Genomic DNA, 22,325 nt, shown 5'->3' on the forward strand with positions numbered 1-22,325 from the left:
TTTTTATCAAAAATGCATCATCTCAAGCAAAAACAGCCAGCTCAGTCCATAGTAAACGATAACAGCTATAAGGTCGTTGATCGTTGTAATAAGAGGTCCTGATGCCACTGCCGGATCTATTCCAATCTTGTTGAAAAACATAGGAACTAAAGTTCCTGTCAAGCTTGAAATCACCATGGAGCACATGAGCGCCAGTCCAATGCAGCCTGACACAGCAAATGCAAAGCCTGCCGGACGACCCTTTACAATCATGATGAAAATGCCAAGCACTATAAATGACAATATTCCCAACAAAAGTCCATCACCAAAGCCAACGCGCACTTCCTTTGCAACCAGACCAATCTTTTGCTTTACTTCAAGATTCTCATCCATTAAAACACGAACTGTAACTGCCAGTGACTGCGTTCCTGCATTTCCTGACATACCAAGAATGACTGACTGAAACATCATTAAAATTGTCAGCTGTGAGACTACTGACTCGAATATGCCTACAACAGATGAGACTACCATTCCAAGGAACATTAAAACAACCAGCCACGGAAGACGTTTTTTCATACTGTCTAATAGTGGTTCTTTTAAGTCCTCCTCTGCCATCAAACCAGCAAGTCTTGCGTAGTCTTCTCCCATCTCTTCATCAACAACTTCAATAATATTTTGTGCCGTGATGACACCAAGAATCTTATTGTTATTGTCGAGTACAGGAATGGAATCCTCTGAATAGTCTTTTAAGATTTCAATACATTCGCTTATAGACTCGTGGCCATATACATACGGGTATGAGGTGACGATCATATCATCAAGCCTTGTGCCTTCTCTTGCAATGATCAGATCCTTTAGATCAATCGCACCACAGAAGGTATTAGACTCATCAGCCACATAAATCTTTGAAATATTGTCATTCTCAGCGGCCTGCTTTACAAGTGAACGCATAGCCTCCTTGACTGTAAGATTTTCGCGGATCACTATGCAGTTTGTTGTCATTCTGCTTCCTATCTCATCATCATCAAAGGATGCGATCAGCATAATATCTTTTTTGGACTCCTGATCCATCAAATCAATGATGACAGAGCGTCTGACTTTATCAAGTCCTCGAAGCGCTGCAACTGCTGTATCGGCTTCCAGGCTGCTTATGATCTCAACTGCCTTTCTAATGTCCATTTCCTCTAGGTACGGACTGACATCATCTATGCACTCAAATGCATCTGAAAGCATATCCATGTTCAGGATATTATAAAGCTTCTTTCGCTCTACTACTGTCAGCTTTTCGAGAACATCAGCTATATCATTTGCATGATAATCCTCAAGCTTTTCACGTGTAACCTTTGGCGAGGTGGTGCTTCTTATGATCTTTATGATCTCTGACTCGTAATCGGGCTTTGCAAACGTCTCATCTTCTGACGGCGTCTCGTTTTCTGTTTCCTGCTCTAATGCCTTTTCGAGTGCCTCATCCTTGGCCTTGTCCTGTTCTAGCTCTTCGTTGTCCATTTCGTCCACCCCCTTTACTAATTTAAAAGTATATCATTTTGCCATTTGCTCGTCAACAAAAGATTGTCTGTCCGATTGAGACAGAATAAATACATGCTTCCTTCACAGGCCGCTTTGTCATCTGCATAAGAGCACGCTTATAGTATGACAGCTGTACCTGGTAGCGTTTTTTAAGCAGCTCTTTAAACTCTTCATCTGTCATATCTTCTGGCTTTTTGTCTGTCTTAAAGTCTATCAGCGTGATATAGTCCTCACCATCTATCCAGGCATCTATGACACCCTGTACACTGACATACTCGTTCTCATCTTTTTCTGACAGCTTTTTGTCATTTTCTATCATCTCTTTAGCCGGCACTCCAAGTATAAACGGCATCTCGCGGTGATACGTTCCTTCATCCTGCGCTTGCTTGACTTTTTTACCAAGAGGTGTCTGCACAAAATATTCAAAATCTGCTATACGAATCCTCTTTCGCTCCTCAGTACTTATAAGCTCTTGCTGCATAAATGAGGAAAGCTGCGCCCTTAAATCACCTGTAAAATCAAAGTGTTCAAAAAGCCAGTGATAAAGTGTACCGCGCGCCGCACCGCTCATCTTATCTTTTTGCTGTAAAAACTCTGGAAGAAGTTCTTCATCTGGCAGAAGTTTCTGATCTTGCATCTCGGATTCTTGTTTTATAAGCTGTGCAGCAGGCTCTCTTATGTCTGATCCACTTGCTGCAAAGGCTTCCTCCTCGTGGCGTGTCTTTAATTCTGATACTGTAAATGCCGCCTGCAGCTTTGATAGAGGGCTGTCATCGTAGCGCACCAAAAAGCGTGACTCGATCAGCTCCTTTGATGTCTCGTCTGTAGTTTCGTTTTTCCAGTTTTCAAGTGCCGTGCGTTTCATTGCTTCCTCTGCTCGCCAAAGTGACGTCTGCATAGACAGACTGCTTTTTGTCACAAGCAAAACTGACAGTGGACTTTCGTCTTTATAACACACACCGTCAAATGGCACATTTATTCCAAGCTGCTCATAAATTGCCTTAAAGCTTTTGTGCTTGCAGGCTGCTGCTGTAATCCAGTCTAAGAAGCTTCCTGCCATCGTAAGCTGGCTGTATGAAAGTTCACGCGCTGTCTTGTCTGTCTCATGAATTTTCTTTTCCAAGTAGTCAAAAAGATGATCCTTTGCACCTGTCAGATACAGCTTTTCCCTTGCACGCGTCATGGCAACATATAAAACACGAAGCTCTTCGCCAAGATTTTCAATCATAAGCTGGCTTCTCATGGCCTGCTTCATGACTGTGCTCTCCTTTGTGCGAAGTGTCGGATCTATTGCATCAGTTGCAATGCCGTAATCAACAGAAAACAGCATTGACGCATTCACATCCTGCTTGTTAAAGCTTTTTCCAAGACCTGCCACAAAGCATACAGGAAATTCAAGACCTTTGCTCTTATGAATACTCATGACACGCACCTGATTCTGGTCAAGCTCCTGCGCTGACGCATAGTCAACGGAATATTTCTTTAGTCTGTTGATGTAGCGGACAAATTGGAATACGCCCTGATAGCTTGTCTTTTCAAATGCACCAGCACGCTCAAGAAGCATATCAAGATTTGCTTTTCTTGTCGCAGCGCCAGGCACTGCACTTATAAACTCGTAGTATCCACTGTCTTCTAACACATAGACAAGAAGCTCACGAAGCAAAAGATATCGGCTCTTTCTTCTGTATGTCTCAAGCTGATTAAAAAATGTGCGAAGTCTGCCTGCCAGCTCGTGATAGCCTTCCTTGTTTTTTGCATCGGCTGGATCACTATATTTTTGTGCAAATGATGTGGCAGCATCATAAAGGTGCTTACACTGTGACGGCGGTTCTTCTGCGCGGATAATGGCTAACTCCTCACTGGAAAAATGGCCAATCGGCGAGTGCATTACCGCTGCAAGCGGAATATCTTGCAGTGGATTGTCTATAATTTCAAGCAGATTTAAGATAGTCTGAACCTCAAGTGCACTAAAATATCCGCTTCCAGTATCAGCCGATGCTGATATTCCTTTTGAAAGAAGCACTGAAATCAATTCCTCTGCCCAGCCAGACACAGTGCGAAGCAAAATCGCAATATCACGATACTCTGTCAGACGATATGTTTTTTGCTCCTTATCCCAGATATAAAGACCAGACTCTGGATCGGTAATCTCGCGGATTTTTTCTGCAATCATTGCCGCTTCCCACTCTCTGCTGCTGTAGACAGCTTGTGTATCTTCATTTTCTGGCTTAACAACATCATCACTATCCTCTGTCACATCCTCCAGATCAAGAAGCATAAGCTCAGTGGCACCTCCTATCGGGTGCGTATCACATGGCTCATACACAAGACCTGGATAAAGCGCTGCGTCCTTGTCGTACTCCACATTTCCGACTGCCTTATGCATAAGCTGATAGAAGAAAAAGTTTACTGAATCAAGCACGCTTTTTCGGCTTCTGAAATTCTGGTGAAGCTCTATTTTCTGATGTTCGCTCTCCTCTTTTGTATACGTCTCATATTTTTCCATAAAAAGCTCTGGGCGCGCCAGACGAAAGCGATAGATACTCTGCTTAACATCTCCTACCATGAAAAGATTTGGCGGATCTGTCCTTGAAATGCTTGTCAAAATCAACTCCTGTACGTAGTTGCTGTCCTGATACTCATCTATCATAATCTCCTCGAAGCTTTCACGATACTGTGCTGCTACTAAAGTTGGCTTCTCACCGTCTGGTGTCTTCTCGCTAAGCACGTTTAATGCCAAATGCTCCAGATCCCCAAAATCGACAAGATTTTTCTTTCGTTTTGCTACGCTGTAGCGCAAAAGAAAGGCATGTGTCAGGCGCACGAGCTCCTTTACCTGCACCCCCGCAAGATGCTGCTTTTGAAGAAGACGCTCGTCATCATCGGCAAAGTAATCCTCTGACAGCGATTTTATCTGCTTTTTTGCCTGTTCTCTCATATCCCAGACACGTTTTGCCTTATCCTCGCTGAAAGAATCAGTCTTTTTCTTTCGCGGCTTGCTGCCAAAGCGAATTAGATTGACACGTTCTCTAAGTTCATCATACTTTGATACCTCTGATGCATATTCAATCATCTGCTGCTCTGATAAAAGGACAGATTCGTAGCTTTCCATTCCGCCTTCATCCTTACAGACAGCGATCATTCTTTTATAGAGCGCTGCCGTCTCAGAAAGGATTGTCCTTAGCTGCTCTGTCATTGTACACATCCACGGCTGCTTTTCAAGCGTCTCCATGCTTTCTGCCCCGTAGCTTTCAAGACAATGATTAAGCCAGTCCTCTGGACGCGGATTTGCCACTGCAAAGCCATAGAGCTGCAAAATTAACTGCACGGCACGCTCGTCATCTTTTCCTGGTGCATATGCCTCCATAAAATGAATAAATGATTCACTTGCCTGTTCGTACTCCTCCTCTAAAAGTGCCTCTAGTACATCGGCCTGCAGAAGCTTTAATTCGCCCTCATCTGCAATTCTAAAGCCCGGATCAAGCTCTATCTCCTGAAAATGCTCGCGAAGCACTGACAAACAAAAACTGTCAATCGTAGTAATATGTGCATGACCAGCTAATACCTCCTGACGGCGCAGATGAGTATTGTCAGGATTCTCCTCTACACGCTTTGCAATTGCTGCCTGCACACGCTCTCTCATCTCACCTGCCGCAGCGTTAGTAAATGTCACCACAAGAAGACGGTCAATATCAACTGGGTGTGATTCGTCACAAATGCGCTCTATAATTCGCTGTACGAGTACTGCCGTCTTTCCGCTTCCTGCTGCCGCTGAAACAAGAAGACTTCTGTCACGCAGGTCAATGACCTGCTTTTGTTCACTTGTCCATGTCATATTGTCAGCCATCTTCCCTCTCCTCTTTGTCTGTCTGCTTATTTTCCTCTCGCGCAATTTCCTGCCATACCTCGTCCTTGTCTAGCGCAGAAAGCCTGCGGTAATGACATCCCTCAAGCTGCAGATCAAAGCCGCAGACAGAACCATACTCGCAGTATTCACACGGATTCATCTTCTTATATTCATACGGATATGCGTCAATCTTTCCTCCGTAAATGTCTCGTGCCAGATCGAGTGCTTTTTTTCTGGCAAAGTGACCAAGCTCATGCATCTGATCTGCATTTGCTACAAGTGCGCGTGATGACAGACTGCCATCTTTTTTGTACTCCAATCCTGACACGACATTTCCGCCTTCTGCATCAATCAAAAGAAGTGATGCCTTTTCTGTACTTGTAAGGCCATTCATTCTAAGCTCCTTTTGCTGCTTTGCTTCTATCTCTTCCTTTGTCATATCAAAGCCTGACACAATAGGATCCTTCATGTTGTAATAATAAATTCCTGCCGGAATAAGCTTTCGGTTAGGATTTCTTTTTGCCGCCATAGCCATTGCTGCCTCTAAATAAAGCACTAGCTGCAGCTGCAGTCCATAATACACTTTTCCAAGATCAAGCTTTGTACTTCCTGATTTGTAGTCGATGACTTTTACATAAAGTGAACCGTCTTCCTCGGCAAAGTCCACACGGTCAATCCTTCCTCGAAGCGACAGCTCTAAGCCTTCCTCGACTGGAAGCGTCACGCCATTGCCGCCGGCTCTTCCAAAATCAAGCTCGTGCCATGTCTTCTCATAAGCACCATGCTCCCACTGACAGCCAAGCGCCCAGAGTGTTCTGTCTGTCATTCGTCGTATGCGTCCTGCCATGGATTTATTTCGCGCACTGCTGTCGAAAACAGTTGTCTGGTATTCCTCCATAGCCTTTGCCACACTCTCCTCGACGAGCTGATTTCTCTGTGTGTCTGTAATTTCTCTCCAATTTAAATGGCGTTTTTCAAGAAGCTCAAAGAAATGACTAATTGAAGCATGAAAAAGGCTTCCGTAGTCAGCTGCTCCAAGCTCAAACTGGCGGCGTTCCTGTAGCTGAAGGCCATATGTTAAAAAGTGAGCATACGCACAGGCTGCATATTTTTCAAGACGTGAAATAGAAATCTCATGATCACCGCCAAACAGCTTCTTTGCGATTTGCTTGTCTAATTTTTCTGTCTTGTAACCATAGAAAAGTCCTTCGCGCATAATATCTAAGCGCTCTTTAAAAGCTTCATCCTCCATGTAGTAACGATAAAGCTCCTGCCACCACATCTCTTTCTCGCCATCTAGGTAGCTGCGAAGACCATTTATAAGAAGCAAAAAGCCGTCTTCCTTTTGCATCAGTCCCTCTAGTTTTTGATACGCGTCTTCTGCCGCATATGTCTGACATTTTGGAAACAGCTTTGTGATCACATTTTTTAAATGAGCAGGGCGAAGTGCTTTTCCGTCTGCTGATGTCTCACTAAAGCTGACATAAAGCTTTTGAGACGGCTTTGTTAAAAGCAGATACAAATAGTATTGCTGGCAAAATACTTCCTCGCGCGCTGCGAGCGCCAGCTCCATACCGGCGCCCTTTAAAATCTCTCTGTCATAATCTGAAAGAATGCCGCCTCTGTCTGCGCGCTTAGGAAGCAGTCCATCGTTGCAGCCAATGACAAAGAGTACACGAATATGCTCTAGTCTCGTTCTCATCAAATCTCCCACAACGAGACGATCTACAGCAGCTGGAATGAAGCCGACCGAAAGCTCCTCAAAGCCGGAGTCTAAAATATCTGACAGCACACGCACTTCTAATGTTTCATCACCCATCAGCTCTACGATTTGATCAAACAAACCAAGCACCTTTGCATAGACCTGCTCATACTCGCTTGCCAAATATTTCTCCCCCGATTCACGAAAAGCCTTTTGCTGTACTTTTAGCTTATATGCGATATCAAATTGCTGCATGAATGAAAAAAGAGCTGTCATAGCCTCGCGCACAGTTGTATCAGGCTTTTCCCAGACAGTGCGAAGCGGCACAAACCAGTTAAAGATCTGCTCACGAAGCTGATTAAGACGTGATAAATCTTCTTCATCTGCATTGTCATATGGCATAACCCAAGGATGCTTCCATCTATTTATTCGCTCAATACCGCCTGCAAGCAGATAATTGTCAAGGCGGTCTAAGTCCTCACAGAGAATGTCTCCGTCAAACGTATTCTCATCGCTTACTACATATGGATTTCGAAGAAATGCCATCACGCTGTCGTAGCTCATCTGCTCCTCTAAAACAGCAAGAGCTTTTTTTACAAATTGAATCAAAGGATGTGTATTTAATCCTTTTTTCTGATCAATAAAATAAGGAATGCCTGCCTTATCAAATACATGTGAAATTTCATCACGATAAACAGACAAATCACCGGCGACTACTGCAATCTCGCGGTACGCATATCCTTCGCGCACAAGAGACAAAACTTTTCTAAGCACAAAGCCAAGCTCTTCTGATGGATTTTTCGCAGCAATAATATTAACTGCATCTGTCTGCTTATTCCATGATTTCGGCGGTACCTGATAAAGCTGCTTTTCAAGATGTGCAAGCTCTTCGGCCACTTCTCGTTTTTTTGTCACGTAGCGATGATTTTTTTCCTCACATGAAACATGATGTTCCTTTGCAAGCGCAAAAAGCTTATTTTTCATCTCGTGGCTCATAGAAAACAATTCTTCCCGGCCACCCTTTTCATCCTCTGTAACAGCGCATACAACATGCTCTGCGCATTGGAGCATTTCCTCTAATACCTGATACTGCAGCGGTGTAAAACCTGTAAAGCCATCCAATATGATGATGCTTCCGCGAATTTTTTCTGACTGCGGCACAAGGCGTGACAAAACGCCAAGAAGCTCCTCTGCTGTTAAATATTCCTCTCCAAGCTCCTTATAAAATAAAGTATAGACCTTTTCAATATCACGCAGCTTTTTTTGAAGAGCAGGACGCTTTTCAAGAGTTGGAAGAACTCCCTCTAAAACTTCTGAGGTGACTTTGTAGGCACTAAATTCACTGATCACTGATTTTAGCTCTTGAATAAAACCGCTCTGATTTAAATTGCGTCCAAATACCTCAAGGCTTTGCTTTTCCTTTCCTGCAATGCGCCTAAGAATCATCGACTTTCCTGTATCATCAAGCAATACTGCCTGCTTTCCTGCCTGTTCATTCAAGAGACGATGTGCCAGTCTGCCAAAACTCACAACATCAATATTTCCAAGCACATGATCTGGATGCACGGCTGAAAGTTCTCTTTGCACCTGCAAGGTTGCCTGCTCTGGCACAAGAAATATATAATTTTTATCTGGATGTCTGCATGCTTGTGCGCAGATTGTCTCGTACATTACCGCCGTGCGGTCCGATATACTATTTCCTGAAATAAACTGAAGTGCCATGCTCTTTTTTCCTTCCTGATTTGTAACGCCATTCTTTCTGATTCCTGTCACCCGAGCGCAACATCTAGAATCATCATAACCGAAAAACCCACTGCAAACAAGACAGTTCCGATGTTGGAATGGCTGCCTTCTGACATTTCCGGAATCAGTTCCTCCACTACTACGTACAGCATTGCCCCCGCTGCAAAGCTTAAAAGATACGGAAGCACCGGCACTATGATTCCTGCCGCAAGTATCGTAAGTACACCTGCCACTGGCTCTACTGCACCTGACAGCACACCCATTAAAAATGACTTTGGGCGGCTCATACCCTCACCTCTAAGCGGCATTGAAATAATTGCTCCTTCTGGGAAATTTTGAATCGCAATGCCTAGTGATAAAATAATAGCACTCATAAGAGTGATATTTGAATCGCCGCTTATCCATCCGGCATACACAACTCCAACTGCCATTCCCTCTGGTATATTATGAATTGTCACGGCAAGAAGCATCTTTGTCGTGCGCGAAAAATTTTTCTTTGGTCCTTCAGATTCTTTGCTGTTTAGATGAAGATGCGGTGTGACGTGATCAAGAAACAGCAAAAAGAAAATGCCAATCCAAAAGCCGACAACTGCCGGAATAAAGGAAAGCTTTCCCATGCTTTCTGACTGCTCAATTGCCGGAAGCAGCAGACTCCATATAGAAGCAGCTACCATGACACCTGCCGCAAATCCAGTCAGCGCTCGCTGTATCTGTTTATTTAATGTCTTACGCAGGAAAAACACGCAGGCAGAGCCAAGCGATGTTCCTGCAAACGGGATCAAAAGTCCCTGTGCGATAGAAGCTATCATTATTTATCATCCCTTTCTTTTTTATAATTACACTTATTTATAGTATACACAAAAGAAAGGGAAAGTGAAATCAAAACATGCCAAAAGAAGGGTTAGTGATAAAAGATATCTATATAAATTTTTTAATAAAATAACAGCACTGGCTTTATGTCAGTGCTGTTACTAAATTACATTGAAATCCATCCGAATGCATTTGCAACGGAGCTAATAAGAATAATTGCTGCAAAGATTGGGCAGATGTACTTGATCATCACGCAGAAAATCTTCTTTCTGCGAAATGTTCCCTCTCCATGCAAAACTTCTGCCTCGACTGCCTTGATTCCTGCTGCCCTTGATACAAGAAGACAGATCATGATTGCTGCAATCGGCATCATAACAGAGTTTGTCAGAAAATCAAAGAAATCAAGAAACTGCATGCCAAGAATCGTTACATTTGCAAGCGGACCATATCCAAGACATGAAAGGCTTCCAAGTGATACCATAATCACTGCAAGCACAAGTGTAGCTTTCTTACGATTCCAGCCAAGCTCGTCCTCAAATGTGGAAACTGCACTCTCAGTCAGCGCAATGGAGCTTGTTACGGCTGCAAATAATACAAGCAAGAAGAACAAAATACCTGCTGCTGTTCCAAAGCCCATATTAGCAAATACCTTTGGAAGAGTGATAAACATAAGTGCCGGACCTGCCTGAAGTGCATCTGGGTCACCACCGGAGAATGCAAATACTGCCGGAATAATCATAAGTCCTGCCATAATCGCAATCGCTGTATCAAAGATTTCTACATTTTTTGTTGAATCTTCAATAGACACATTCTTTTTCATGTAAGAACCAAATGTGATCAAAATACCCATCGCAATTGACAGTGAATAAAACATCTGTCCCATCGCTGATACGACTGTCATCCATGAGAAGTTTTCTACATTGGGAATAAGAAAATACTTCACACCTGCCATAGCGCCCGGTCTGCTAACAGAATATACTGCGATAATGACAGACAGCACAACGAGTACTGGCATCATAAACTTTGATACGCGCTCAATTCCATTTCGAACACCTGCAAAGATAATCGCCAATGTAATAAATACGAAAATTAAAAAACAGATCTCTGTGGCTGCACCACTAGAAATGAATGAAGAAAAATATCCATCTGCTGCGACTGTCCCTGCATGTCCAGTCATATACTCAAATAAATATTTGATAACCCATCCTCCGATTACTGAATAATACGGCACAATCAGAATCGGGATGATTGCATTGATCCAACCGCCAAATGACAGCCATTTTGCTTTTCCAAAGCTATGGAATGCACCGACAGGACTTTTTCCTGTCATTCGTCCTATTGAAGTCTCTGCAACAATCATACTGTAGCCAAAGGTCAGTGCCAATATAATATAAATCAGCAAAAAGATTCCTCCGCCGTATTTTGCTGCCAAATACGGAAATCGCCAGATGTTGCCAAGGCCTACTGAAGCACCTGCTGCTGACAAGACAAATCCTAACTTGCCTGAGAAGCTGCTTCTTTTTTTGTTTTCATGTTTACTCAAAACTTCACCCTTCCTTTTCTATTTATAACGTTATTGCGCAGAATTTTACGCCATACCGTACCAGTATACACAAAAATATTTTACAGTGCAATGCTTACTTACGGATTTGTCACTTGTTCCACCATAAACTCATAAATCGCTTTACTTGTATAATAATCATAATGAAGTCCGTCCATTGTGGCAAATACACCGCTGTCTAATCCGTTTTTGATATAGCTATACGCATCTATCACAGTAACCTTAGGATCAAGCATTTGTGTCAACGCCGAATTAAATGCCAACACCTCACTGTTTTTTTGCTCCCAATGTCCGTTGCACGGTCCAATTGTCATATAGTAAATGGGAATATCATATTGCTGTACAAGACCATTTACATAATTAATGTAGTCGGAGGCGACATGAAGATCATTTACGCCAAACCAGATGACAAGCGCATCGGCCTCTTCAAGATGAGATACTGCATTAGGAATACCAACTGCACGCATCCAGCTGCAGCCCTCGCCTCCCTTTGCCACTACAATGCTTTCGTTTGTATATCCTGTAAAGGTTGCTTCATCAATGTTATAAAAAACATGCTTTGGATACTCTGCTTCGTCATATATCTGTGAGCAGTAAAGACAAACAGTTCTGGAATCTCCTGTCAGCAAAATTTTTTTATCTCTCGCCAGGCGAATCGGCCCAGCGCTGCTGTTTGCCTCTTCAACTGTTACCGTTCCTGCCGGGACAGCTGTAAAACCAACCGTTTCCTTTTCCTTATCCTCAACAGATGCCGACTCTTTTTCAGACAAATCTTCTTTCGTTGACATTTCCTGATTTTCGCTTGCCTGCACACTTTTTTCTTCTTGTACAGAATCCTCCTGCAAAAGAGCTTCATAAACAGGCTCAAGCTTTGACTCTACTGCCTTGCAGCCGCCAATTGCTGTACAAAATGTAAAGATTGCTGATGTCAAAATAACTTTTACTTTTCTTTTCATCCTAGTTGTCTCTCCTGATCTTTTGACCGTTTTGCCTGTTTTACTCATATTTTTGTACATCAGAGCGAACTGCCCAGCGAAACTTAGTTGAGCGTGCTCTTGGATTAGATGCACATTCCTTTGCAGACGGACGAATAACGTCCTTTGCGATGTCGCTGTAAATGCCTTCTCTTGCGTAGTACTGGAATGATTTTTTTACCATGCGGTCTTCACCAGAATGAAATGTTAATATAGCAGCCTTTCCGCCCGGCTTCAATATATGAGGCAGCGCCTCTAAGAAGGAATCTAACACTTCAAATTCACTATTAACATCAATTCTCAGCGCCTGAAATACTCGCTGACATGTCTTTTTTACAGCTTCCTTCGGATTTTCCGGCTTTGTGCGAAGAACGACCTGCTCTACAATCTCCCTAAGCTGACTAGTTGTCTCAATTGGCTGCTTCTTTCTTTTTGCTGACATTATTGCTCTTGCAAGCTCTTTTGCAAGCGGTTCATCTGAGTTTTCAAAAAGCATACCCTCAATCTCTTCTGCATCCATTTCTTTTAGACGCTCTGATGCCGGAACTCCTGCCTGCGGATTTAATCTAAGATCAAGCGGTCCTTCCTCGCGAAAAGAAAAGCCGCGCTTCGGATCATCGATCTGCATAGAAGAAACGCCAAGATCAGCAAGCACAAAATCAAGCTTTCCAGCCTTTTTTTCAATCTCAGCAATATTTGCAAAATTCATCAGACAAACATCCCATACATTCTCACCATAACCCTGATCTCTCAGACGCTTCTTTGTTTTTTCTGACTCAATCGGATCGACATCAAGTGAATACAAATGGCCTTCACCCTTAAGACAGTCAAGAATCTTCTGTGTATGACCTCCATAGCCAAGTGTCGCGTCAACACCTATCTGTCCTGGCTTCACATCTAAGAAAGATAAAATTTCTTCCACACAGATTGGTCTATGTGTTCCTGCCGGGGTATTTCCCTTTTGAATGATATGCTCAGCCGTCTCTTTATATTTTTCCGGCTGCAGCTCCTTATATTTTTCCTCAAATTTTCTCGGATATTTTCCTTTATAACGCACACGTCTTTTGTGCGGTGTCTGCATATCGTCCCCTGCTTGCACGTTTGGTGTGTTCTTAATATTTTCCTTTCTGTTCTCTTCCATATATAATCAATTCCTTCCACTTTTATATTTCATTTTATAATGCAATCTTTTTAATCGTACCACACAAAAAAATTTCTGTAAAGGAAGAAATCTGCGAAAAAAAAGACTGACCGGTTTTCTGGCCAATCTTTTTGATTTATTATTTTCTAAGCAAATAAAATACACTTCTGAAGAATCCCATGATCACGGCGCTATATCCAGTGATTAAGAATGTCATAAATCTCCATTTTTCATTGAAGGAACCACCAATCGCACCTCCTGCCACACATACAATAAATGCAATTGCTGCCCACAATACAATATTGATTCCTACAAATATTACCTGCTTCATTGATTTTTCTATATCTGAATGATTAATTGCGTACCACATTGATGCCATTTTCATAATATCTTACCTCTCTTTCTGACACCAATATACTCCATTCAAACATAGCCTTCTATCTTTGTACGGTAAATCAAATGTAAATTTTATGAAAAATCTGTTGCCTTATTAATCGCAGTATTGGAGCTGCCATCTGCATCTGAAGCATTTGCATTTTCTTCTTGCTCACTATTCTCATGCTCCTCAAGAGTTTCCTCTGCGTTAATCTCTGCAATAATATCAGCTGGTCTTTCTTCATCTGCCTCATCTTCTGAGAAATTAACAAATGAAAGATGATCAAGTGTCTCCTCTGCAATGCTTACACAATTATCAACAATTCTGTCTAAGCTATAAATGATTGCTGAATAATCTTCTGTCATAGAAGCATCGCAAAGTCCCTCGTTGACACGCGCAATATGAGCACGCTTTAACTGCTTCTGTGCCTTTCTCATCTTATTCTTTTTCTTTACAACAGTGCGGGCGCGATCTAAATCACCATCCTTAACTGAACGAATGGCACGATCAAACAGCTTTCTTGAGATCTCTATACAATCCTGCAGCTCTCCTGTTGCCACCTCTGAGAACGATTTTCCGCCCTGCGTAATTTTTTCATGAACACCTGCAATTTCCTCACAGCGGTCTGCAATACGTCCAATATTATTTGATACATACAAAAGACCTGCCGCCTGACCTGACTGCTGCTGTGTTAAATTTCCGCTTGAGAGCATCTTCGTTACATATGCAGCAAGATCATCTTCCATTCGTGCTGCCTGTCTGCGATATGTCTTGTACTGCTCTGTGGCTGCCTCGCTCTGTGTTTTGTCAGAAGAAAAACTTTCCTTAAGTGCAGCCAAAAGCTTGCTGCCAACCTCTGCCATATGCTCTAACTCTTCTGATACAAGATAAAGTGCTGCTGCTGGCTGTGCAATCACGCCACTCTCCAGAACACTTACCGGACCATCGTCTCTTTGCTTTTCTGTTCCTCTTATAATTGTAGTAACAATCTTTACCATAAGTGGAATAAGCGGGAGCCATATAAGCGTACAAACTATATTAAAGGTGGTGTGTGCATTAGCAATCTGTCTTGAGATAACATCAATCTCATTTCCCCTTGGTGAAATAAATTGAACGAAGCGTGCAAAAAATGGAAGCACACACAAGAATACAACACTTCCTGTGATATTAAAAATACTATGTGCAATAGCAGTACGCTTTGCATTTTTAGACTGTCCAATTGATGCTAAAAGTGCAGTGATTGTTGTTCCGATATTGTCACCAAGAAGGATCGGAATTGCACCTGCTAATCCCATTACGCTCGTCACACCATCCGGTCCAGGCTGAGCTGCAAAATTCTGCAGTACGGCAATTGTTGCAGAACTGCTCTGTACAACAAGTGTCATAATCGTTCCCAGTGCCACGCCAAGAATAGGAATCTCCTTTACCTTTGCCATCAAATCCACAAAAATTACACTTGTAGCAAGCGGCTTCATTACACTTCCCATTATCTCAATACCTTCAAACAAGATACCAAATGAGAAGATGACAAGTCCAATATTTTTTAACTGCTCCTTCTTGCAGACAAAGTTCATCATAAATCCGATGAAGATAAGTGGGTAAATATAATCGCTGATCTTAAATGCCATTAACTGTGCTGTCATTGTCGTACCAATATTAGCACCAAAGATAACAGAGATTGCCTGCGGCAGACTCATAAGTCCAGCACTTACAAATCCTATTACCATAACAGTTGTTGCGGAGCTGCTCTGCAAAACAGCTGTAACAAGTGCGCCTGCTAATGCACCCATGATCGGATTCTTCGTCAGGAAGCTTAAGATTTTTTTCATCTTATCCCCTGCTGTCTTTTGAAGTGCATCGCTCATACCGTTCATTCCGTACAAAAACAGTGCGAGACCGCCAAGCAGACCAAACACGATTTTTACATTCTCATTCATGATTTCCTCCCCCGGTTTTCCCGGATGTACATTTTTGTGCAAAACCTATTTATAAGATTTTGTCAGGAAACTGCTGTATTTGATATCACCATTGATATCAAAAATAGGAAGACCTGCAGATTCGCCTGCTACAGCCTTCCTATTAAATGTACCCTGATATCAGAAATCATGCTATCAGCTCTATGTGAGTTCTATGTAAATTTTATGTAAAATCAAGCTTATTTTCTCTTCACGCGAAGGAAAACTGTTTTATCCACTGGTGTAAGGGCATTGCAGAAAATGGTATAGCCGCCTGCATTTGTCTCTTCACCTGAATAATGACCCTGAAACTCGTGCTCCCCAAAGCATGGACCAAATGACAAAATCTTCTCTCCTAATGCCAGTTCTACATCACCACTTCGAACAATCATACCCTGTCCTGCTTCTGTCTTTAACCAGAATGCATCGTTTCGTAAAACAGTTCCTGCCGGAACGCAAAGCTGCAGACGAAGCGGAAGCTTCTCTAGCCCTTCTGTGTGAAGTGTAATCTCCAGACCGTCCTCATGCTCATGAATTGTTACCTTTGTTGTTAGTGTGCGTGGAATTTTTAAGGATCTCTTTTTCTGATCCATCTGCCACCAGTCACTTGTATTAGGCTTTTCTTCCCACGGCTCATAATACCAGACATTAGCACTTGCTGTCAGTTCACATCCATCCTCAGTCTGTATTAACTGCTGCGCAACAAAGTTTCGCACCTCGCAGAAGCTCTCACCTATCTTAAAGCAAACATCCATTCCATTGACATTCACATACAAAAAGGCTGTTTTTCCTTTCAATGCTGTGTATGCATAGTTTTCCCTTGCCACACGAAGCACACCTGAATCTGAGAAAAGCTTTCTATATTTCTTTATAAAGCCGCTTCCCTCTAATGTACACTCTGCCATCTGCTCATACAGCATCAAAAGATACAGGCAATCCGGTGCATCATCTCCTCTTGCGATACAGCTTCTGATAATCTGATGAGCTGCCCTTAAAAATTCATCGCGATGCTCACCTGTGACATTTCCTCTTGTTGCCATATACAAATACTGATGAAAATACAGATCAGGCCATACCTTTTTACCGCGATCCTGTCTTGTGGAATTTTGTGTAAAGATAGTGCCGTCAGGTTCAAAATACAGCTCCATCATATGAAGATTTCTCTCTGGATATGACAAATATTCCTTGTTCTTTGTCATCTCATAAAGATTGATCATTGCATCGTTGACAACGCAGTTATAGCCTCCTGTAGAGCGCTCTGCATACTCTCCGTCTGCATTTCCATCAATTCCTTCATTAAAATACTTTTCCGTGCGTGCTTTGCAGCTCTTAGCAAATGATTCATCTGCGGCAAAAACATCTGCGGCCTGCATAAGTGCTGCACAAATTGCCCAGCGATGATTCGGTGTGTGGAAACCGCCGTCGCGAATGGCTGCCGCGGCCTTTTTCATAATCGAAAGATATTTTTCCTGAAGTGAGGATGTATCCACATCATTTTCAAATTTTTTCATAAGACGATATGTCTTATCCATCGGATGATAGCAAAATGCTGTGTCTGGTGCGGAATGGAAGTTGCACACTGTATAGTCAAAGCTTCCATCCTCATTTTGGTTTCGCGCAACAAAATCTATTGCCTGCTCCATTGCTGTTCTAAGTGTCTCATCCTTATAAAAACGACTCTGCGGATACAAATACACAGACATTGCTGCACGCAGAGCAAACACGGTAGGCTTTACATCTACTATTAAGCCTTCCATACCACCGTCTGCAAGAGTACCCTCATCATGTACCTGTACCTTTAGAAAATGCTCGGTGATCTTTTCAGCCGAAACAAGAATATGTGCCATATAGCGTTTCATTTTACAGTTCTCCTTTTCTGTTTATTTACTGCTTTTCTGGACTTAGTATATCACAAAAAAACCAGTGGGGACAGGTAAAATGGATTTTTATCTGTCCCTACTGGTTTTATATTACACACAAATATACAAAATACGCTGCATAATCAAGCAGCATCAAAATTCCGCAAGGCTTTCTAAGCTCTTTCTTTTTAATTGTTCCACCCCAAAGCAATACTCCACTGAGAACTGCAATGATTGTATCAATGATAAATTTACGTTCAAATGGAACGGAGCAAATGAGTGCTGCTGTACCTATTACAAATAAAATATTGAAAATATTGCTTCCTACTATATTTCCTATGGCGATTCCGGCGTTTCCCTTTCTTGCTGCCGTAACTGATGTTACAAGTTCTGGAAGTGATGTTCCAAATGCTACAATAGTAAGACCAATAAATCGTTCACTCATTCCAAAAAATCTTGCTATTTCTGTTGCACCGCTAACGGCAAAATCACTTCCCATTACTACCATAACTCCGCCAAGCACCATGAAAAGAAGACATTTCCATACTGGTATATCTTTTACATTCTCTTCTTCCTGCTCTGTACCCTTTTTTGACATAATATAAAGGTATCCGAGATAGAGCAAAAATAAAATCCAGAAAATAACGCCCTCCATAAATGTTATCTTGGAACCTGTAATTCCAAATATCATGAGTATTACGGTAATTATAAGCATGAATGGTATTTCATAATAGAACGTTGATTTTTGAATTGAAACATTCGTAATGACCGCTGTAATTCCAAGAATTATCAATATATTTAAGATATTACTTCCAACAATATTTCCGATTGTGATTCCTGCATTATTGTCTAATGCTGCCGTAATGCTTACAGCTGCTTCTGGCAAACTCGTTCCCATGGCAACTATTGTAAGTCCTATTACAAGCTGCGGTATTCCAAGCTTTTTTGCAATGCTTGCTGCTCCCTCCACAAACCAGTCCGCTCCCTTTACCAGCAGAAAAAATCCCACCAGCAAAATCAACACTTGTACCATCATACTACCTACCTCTTTCTTATTTTATTTGCAGCAGGTATATAAAAAGAGACTCCTACTGCATTGCAGTAAAAGTCTCGCTGTTTCATCACTTTCCGAGTTATTCTTTAATAACTGTACTGACGAAGAAGTGCACCTATTTTGGTCAGCTACTCCCTTTTATTGGGTTCATTCTACCAAAGTCATTTTCAAAAGTCAACTATAGATTTTTACGAATGTTCAATTACTTTCTTGACATACTCATTCGGATTTGATGGAATAGTTGTATTGGCAAAGCTTACATGGATGCCATCTTCTGCTTCTGTCAGAGTAAGTGTATCCTCCTCAAGAAATTCAATCTCGTATACACGAATAGTCAATACACCGTTCTTTACGCCCCACGCGCCAATGACAGGCGTATCCATACTGTCTTTCTCTGTGTAAAATGGAGAACAGTGTACCTTACGATTGATTTTGCTCCAACTACCTCTCTCTGCTCGGTACCAGATCTCGCCGTCTTTTCCTGTCAATGTAAGCGCATTGCCTTCGATGTTCAATGACAAATCAAAAAAGCTTGTTAGTGACAGATCGACATTTTTGAATGCTTCTGGTACATCAACGCCGTCATCTTCTGGCAGCAGGCGCACATAATGCAGCTCATTCAGGCGTTTTTTCAATACTTCCATTGTCTTTTCATCCTCTGACAATGGCTCATCCTGATATTTCAGCAATACCTCATCGTAATAGGCGTTCATCTCACCCTGCATATCACTAGTTACAGCCGTCATGGCAAGTACCGTATCTGTTTCTTTGTGGATAATGCAAAACTGTCCATACATACCGTCTCCGCGCACTGCATTGTGGCGACATCTCCACATCTGATAGCCGTATCCCTGCGCCCAGTCACTGTCTGGATCATTCCCATTTTCAATCTGCTTTGAAGTAGCCATGTCAATGTAGTCCTTTGGAACTAACTGAACACCATTCCATACACCACCCTGCAGAATCATCTGACCAAGCTTTGCGATCACCTCCGGATACAGCGAAAATCCAAAGCCACCTACGCAGATTCCTTTTGGATCACGCAGCCAGCGCGTACCTGAAATTCCCATTGGTGTTAACAGTTTCTCCTCCAGATAATGTTCCAGATCGATTCCTTTTTTCTTTAACGATGCTGACAACATATAGGTAGCAATTGAATTATAGCGGAATACCTCTCCCGGCATCTCATGAAACGGCTCACGCAAAAATGCTGACACCATGTCATCCCAACAATCGCTATCTCCTGGTTCCTTCTCCTGTCCTGTTGACATGCGAAGCAGATGGCGCAAGCTAAGCGAAGCAAGCTCTTTTCCTACCTGAATCTTTCCGTTTTCAATTTCCGCTGCAAATAAATCTGTGATCTTTTCATCAAGGTCAATCTTTCCTTCTCCAGCTGCAATTCCAACTGCCATTGAAGTGAAGGTTTTGCTAAGAGAATACACGGTTCGCAGCTGTGCTGCATCATACGGCTCATACGAAGCTTCACACAACACTTTTCCATGACGCAGCAACATAAAACTGGTTATGTTGATATGTTCCTTCTCCATCCGATCCATCATATTAATAATACACTGTGGATCAAGCCCCGCCTGTGCCGGCGTGATACGTTCTAATTTTTGTTCCTGCATAAGATAATCCTCCTCTTACTTATTCCAGCATACCTGCTCCGCAATTTTACGAATTTTTCCAAGAAGAGCAAAATCCTGCATGCCTGCTGACTCTGCAAGAAATTCATTACTGATCTTTCCTGCTTCCTCTCCAAAAATTTTCGCAAGCCATGTGCAGGCAAGCGCGTAACGTCCATATAAATAATTCATATGAAATCCATCTCTGCAAAGCGATATTCCGCCTTCACGCACATTAAATTCCTTTTCCTTTCGCAGCGTCTGGATCACATCACCGCACGGAATTAAATCCAGTCCATACTTCTGCGCTTCTTTATAATAATTTGCTCTCAGTTTCTGATACATCTCATCCTGATCTCTATGATATCGTGCGAAACAGTCATGCTTGCTGTCAACCTCATATGCCCAAGTTTCCTGCAGCATAAACTTAGCCCACGGTGCTTCCTTTTTGATGTATTCTGCTATCCATCCCATAAATGGTTCATACGTGTCAAGCCAGCCACTGTCATGACTAGACTGCTGTGTGACAATATAATCCCATTTTTCTTCTACGAGTGCATCCTGAATAGACACCTTGTTTCCCGTAGCTCTTCCGTTTAACTGATATTCATAGTCCTTCGCCTCATTTTCAATATTTCTCCAATGACGTTCCAGACTGCAACCTCCGATATACAAATTAACTACCTTTGTATTGATCCCTCTTGTCAATGCCAGATCATGTAAAAAATGAGTTGCATCCTCTCCAAAACTATTTCCAATTACAAGAATTTTATAAATCTCCATAAATCTCCTTTCCACCGGGACAGGTACCGTGGCTTTTTATCTGTCCCCACTGGTTCACAAAACGTCATGTTTCTAATTTTGATTATACACAGCAAGACATGCGTTTGCAAGAGCAATAACACCTATGAAAAAAATTTGCTACTCACACAAAAAAAGAGGACACGCGCCTTTTGGCGCATGCCCTCTAACTATCTACATTATCTATTATTTTTTTATCCTTCAATTGCGATATGCTTCTTCTCTTCTACTGCTGGCTTTGCTTCCTTCTTTGCAACAGTTACCGTCAGCATACCATGCTCAAAGTGAGCCTTGATATCATCTTCGGTTGTATCCTTGCCAACATAATAGCTTCTCTGGCAGGAGCCTGCATAACGCTCTCTTCTTAAGTACTTGCCGCTCTTCTTATCTTTCTCGTCCTCGTCAAGACCCTTCTCGGCGCTGACTACCAGATAACCATCCTTAAGCTCAACCTGTACTTCATCTTTCTTGAATCCCGGAAGATCAATCTCAACCTCATACTTATCGTCGAATTCCTTGATATCAGTCTTCATCAGGTTTGCTGCATGATGTCCGTACAGCTTACGCTCTGCTCTGTCATCTATAAATGGAAATTCAAAGAAATCATCAAAGAAATTATCACTAAAAATGCTCGGTACTAACATAATCAAAATCTCCTTTCAAATCACTCATCATTATTTTTCCAGTTTATTTTTCATCCACAGCTTTGCTGTTTCCAAACTCCAGATTGGAAGTTCCTTGGAGAACCTGGAACATTCAACTTTTTGTTCCTTTTGTTCTCTCTGTACCCCTCTCTTTTGTTCTAGCTGTACTATAGCACGTATTATTAGCAATGTCAAGAGTTGAGTGCTAATTTTTTGTGAAAATTTTGTGAACTAAGCCACAGGGACAGTAAAAAAGCCATTTTACCTGTCCCCACTGGCTTTCAGAACCTCACGGGATATACGGGAAGCACACAAGAACGACAGCGAGAGTGCGCCCCTGACTACCGTTGCCGATGAACTGCGGGAAAATCTGGAAGCAGTTGAAAACTTCAAGGGGAGCCGTCAGGAAAAACAGGTGTTCCTTTATTGTAAACAACTCGGTATCAATTACAAAAATCTTTCGGAAGAAGAATTTCGCTGGCTCATTCGGATTCTCCAAAAGTCAAAGAAAATGGGGATGCCGGTCAGTCAGAGAAAGAAGCGCAAATGAAAACTGCCGTTGCGGGAAGGAATGTTCCTGCAACGGCAGCGTCTTTTATTCGCCGGTATATGCAATTTCTATCTCATAGCCGCCGTTCTCATAGTAGGCGTGGGAAAAATAGTATCTTATTGTTATTTCTGAAATATAAAATTTGAATCATAAAACTTCTTTCCCTCTCAAATCCAT

At 42.2% G+C, this 22,325-nt stretch carries 14 protein-coding genes and 1 pseudogene; 1 reads left to right on the forward strand and 14 read right to left on the reverse strand.

The window, feature by feature from the left end; genetic code table 11:
- Positions 1–6 precede the first annotated feature (6 nt).
- The 14 genes from mgtE to WJP93_RS11345 form a co-directional block, all read right to left on the reverse strand.
- Positions 7–1,485, reverse strand: a complete 1,479-nt coding sequence (gene mgtE / locus WJP93_RS11280; RefSeq protein WP_337548377.1) for a magnesium transporter — start codon at positions 1,483–1,485, stop codon at positions 7–9.
- 52 nt (positions 1,486–1,537) lie between these two features.
- Positions 1,538–5,353, reverse strand: a complete 3,816-nt coding sequence (gene addA / locus WJP93_RS11285; protein ID WP_337548378.1) for a helicase-exonuclease AddAB subunit AddA — start codon at positions 5,351–5,353, stop codon at positions 1,538–1,540.
- On the reverse strand, positions 5,346–8,828 hold the full coding sequence (locus tag WJP93_RS11290) for a PD-(D/E)XK nuclease family protein (protein WP_337548379.1): 3,483 nt from the start codon (positions 8,826–8,828) through the stop codon (positions 5,346–5,348). The genes addA and WJP93_RS11290 overlap by 8 nt, the downstream gene beginning before the upstream one ends.
- Positions 8,825–9,607: a ZIP family metal transporter gene (locus WJP93_RS11295; protein ID WP_337548382.1), complete on the reverse strand. Its 783-nt coding sequence runs from the start codon at positions 9,605–9,607 to the stop codon at positions 8,825–8,827. Before WJP93_RS11295 ends, WJP93_RS11290 begins: the two co-directional genes overlap by 4 nt.
- A 167-nt stretch (positions 9,608–9,774) precedes the next feature.
- The gene (locus tag WJP93_RS11300; RefSeq protein ID WP_337548383.1) at positions 9,775–11,151 is read right to left on the reverse strand and encodes a sodium-dependent transporter; all 1,377 of its coding nucleotides are present in this window, start codon (positions 11,149–11,151) and stop codon (positions 9,775–9,777) included.
- Positions 11,152–11,249: 98 nt separating this feature from the next.
- The gene (locus WJP93_RS11305) at positions 11,250–12,125 is read right to left on the reverse strand and encodes an SGNH/GDSL hydrolase family protein (protein ID WP_337548385.1); all 876 of its coding nucleotides are present in this window, start codon (positions 12,123–12,125) and stop codon (positions 11,250–11,252) included.
- A 40-nt stretch (positions 12,126–12,165) separates the two neighbouring features.
- A complete protein-coding gene (gene rsmH, locus WJP93_RS11310; protein ID WP_337548391.1) occupies positions 12,166–13,224 on the reverse strand; it encodes a 16S rRNA (cytosine(1402)-N(4))-methyltransferase RsmH in 1,059 nt (352 codons plus the stop codon).
- Positions 13,225–13,423: 199 nt separating this feature from the next.
- Positions 13,424–13,669 (reverse strand): hypothetical protein, encoded by a 246-nt coding sequence (locus tag WJP93_RS11315; RefSeq protein WP_308732311.1) that lies wholly within the window; start codon positions 13,667–13,669, stop codon positions 13,424–13,426.
- Between the two features lie 83 nt (positions 13,670–13,752).
- The gene (locus tag WJP93_RS11320) at positions 13,753–15,597 is read right to left on the reverse strand and encodes a Na/Pi cotransporter family protein (protein ID WP_337548386.1); all 1,845 of its coding nucleotides are present in this window, start codon (positions 15,595–15,597) and stop codon (positions 13,753–13,755) included.
- A 218-nt stretch (positions 15,598–15,815) separates the two neighbouring features.
- A complete protein-coding gene (locus WJP93_RS11325) occupies positions 15,816–17,474 on the reverse strand; it encodes a hypothetical protein (RefSeq protein ID WP_337548387.1) in 1,659 nt (552 codons plus the stop codon).
- A 106-nt stretch (positions 17,475–17,580) separates the two neighbouring features.
- Entirely contained in the window at positions 17,581–18,510 is a 930-nt protein-coding gene (locus WJP93_RS11330; protein WP_337548388.1) for a calcium/sodium antiporter, read from the reverse strand.
- A gap of 206 nt (positions 18,511–18,716) precedes the next feature.
- Positions 18,717–20,156: a serine hydrolase gene (locus WJP93_RS11335; RefSeq protein ID WP_337548389.1), complete on the reverse strand. Its 1,440-nt coding sequence runs from the start codon at positions 20,154–20,156 to the stop codon at positions 18,717–18,719.
- Between the two features lie 15 nt (positions 20,157–20,171).
- The gene (locus WJP93_RS11340; RefSeq protein WP_337548390.1) at positions 20,172–20,936 is read right to left on the reverse strand and encodes a DUF4886 domain-containing protein; all 765 of its coding nucleotides are present in this window, start codon (positions 20,934–20,936) and stop codon (positions 20,172–20,174) included.
- A gap of 212 nt (positions 20,937–21,148) precedes the next feature.
- A complete protein-coding gene (locus WJP93_RS11345) occupies positions 21,149–21,598 on the reverse strand; it encodes an Hsp20/alpha crystallin family protein (protein ID WP_262539212.1) in 450 nt (149 codons plus the stop codon).
- 292 nt (positions 21,599–21,890) lie between these two features.
- Here WJP93_RS11345 and WJP93_RS11350 point away from each other — a divergent pair.
- Positions 21,891–22,148: pseudogene (locus WJP93_RS11350) on the forward strand (hypothetical protein); the annotation flags it as partial.
- Between the last annotated feature and the right edge of the window lie 177 nt (positions 22,149–22,325).

Source organism: Anthropogastromicrobium sp. (genome assembly GCF_037349415.1).
Taxonomy (GTDB): Bacteria; Bacillota; Clostridia; order Lachnospirales; family Lachnospiraceae; genus Anthropogastromicrobium; species Anthropogastromicrobium aceti.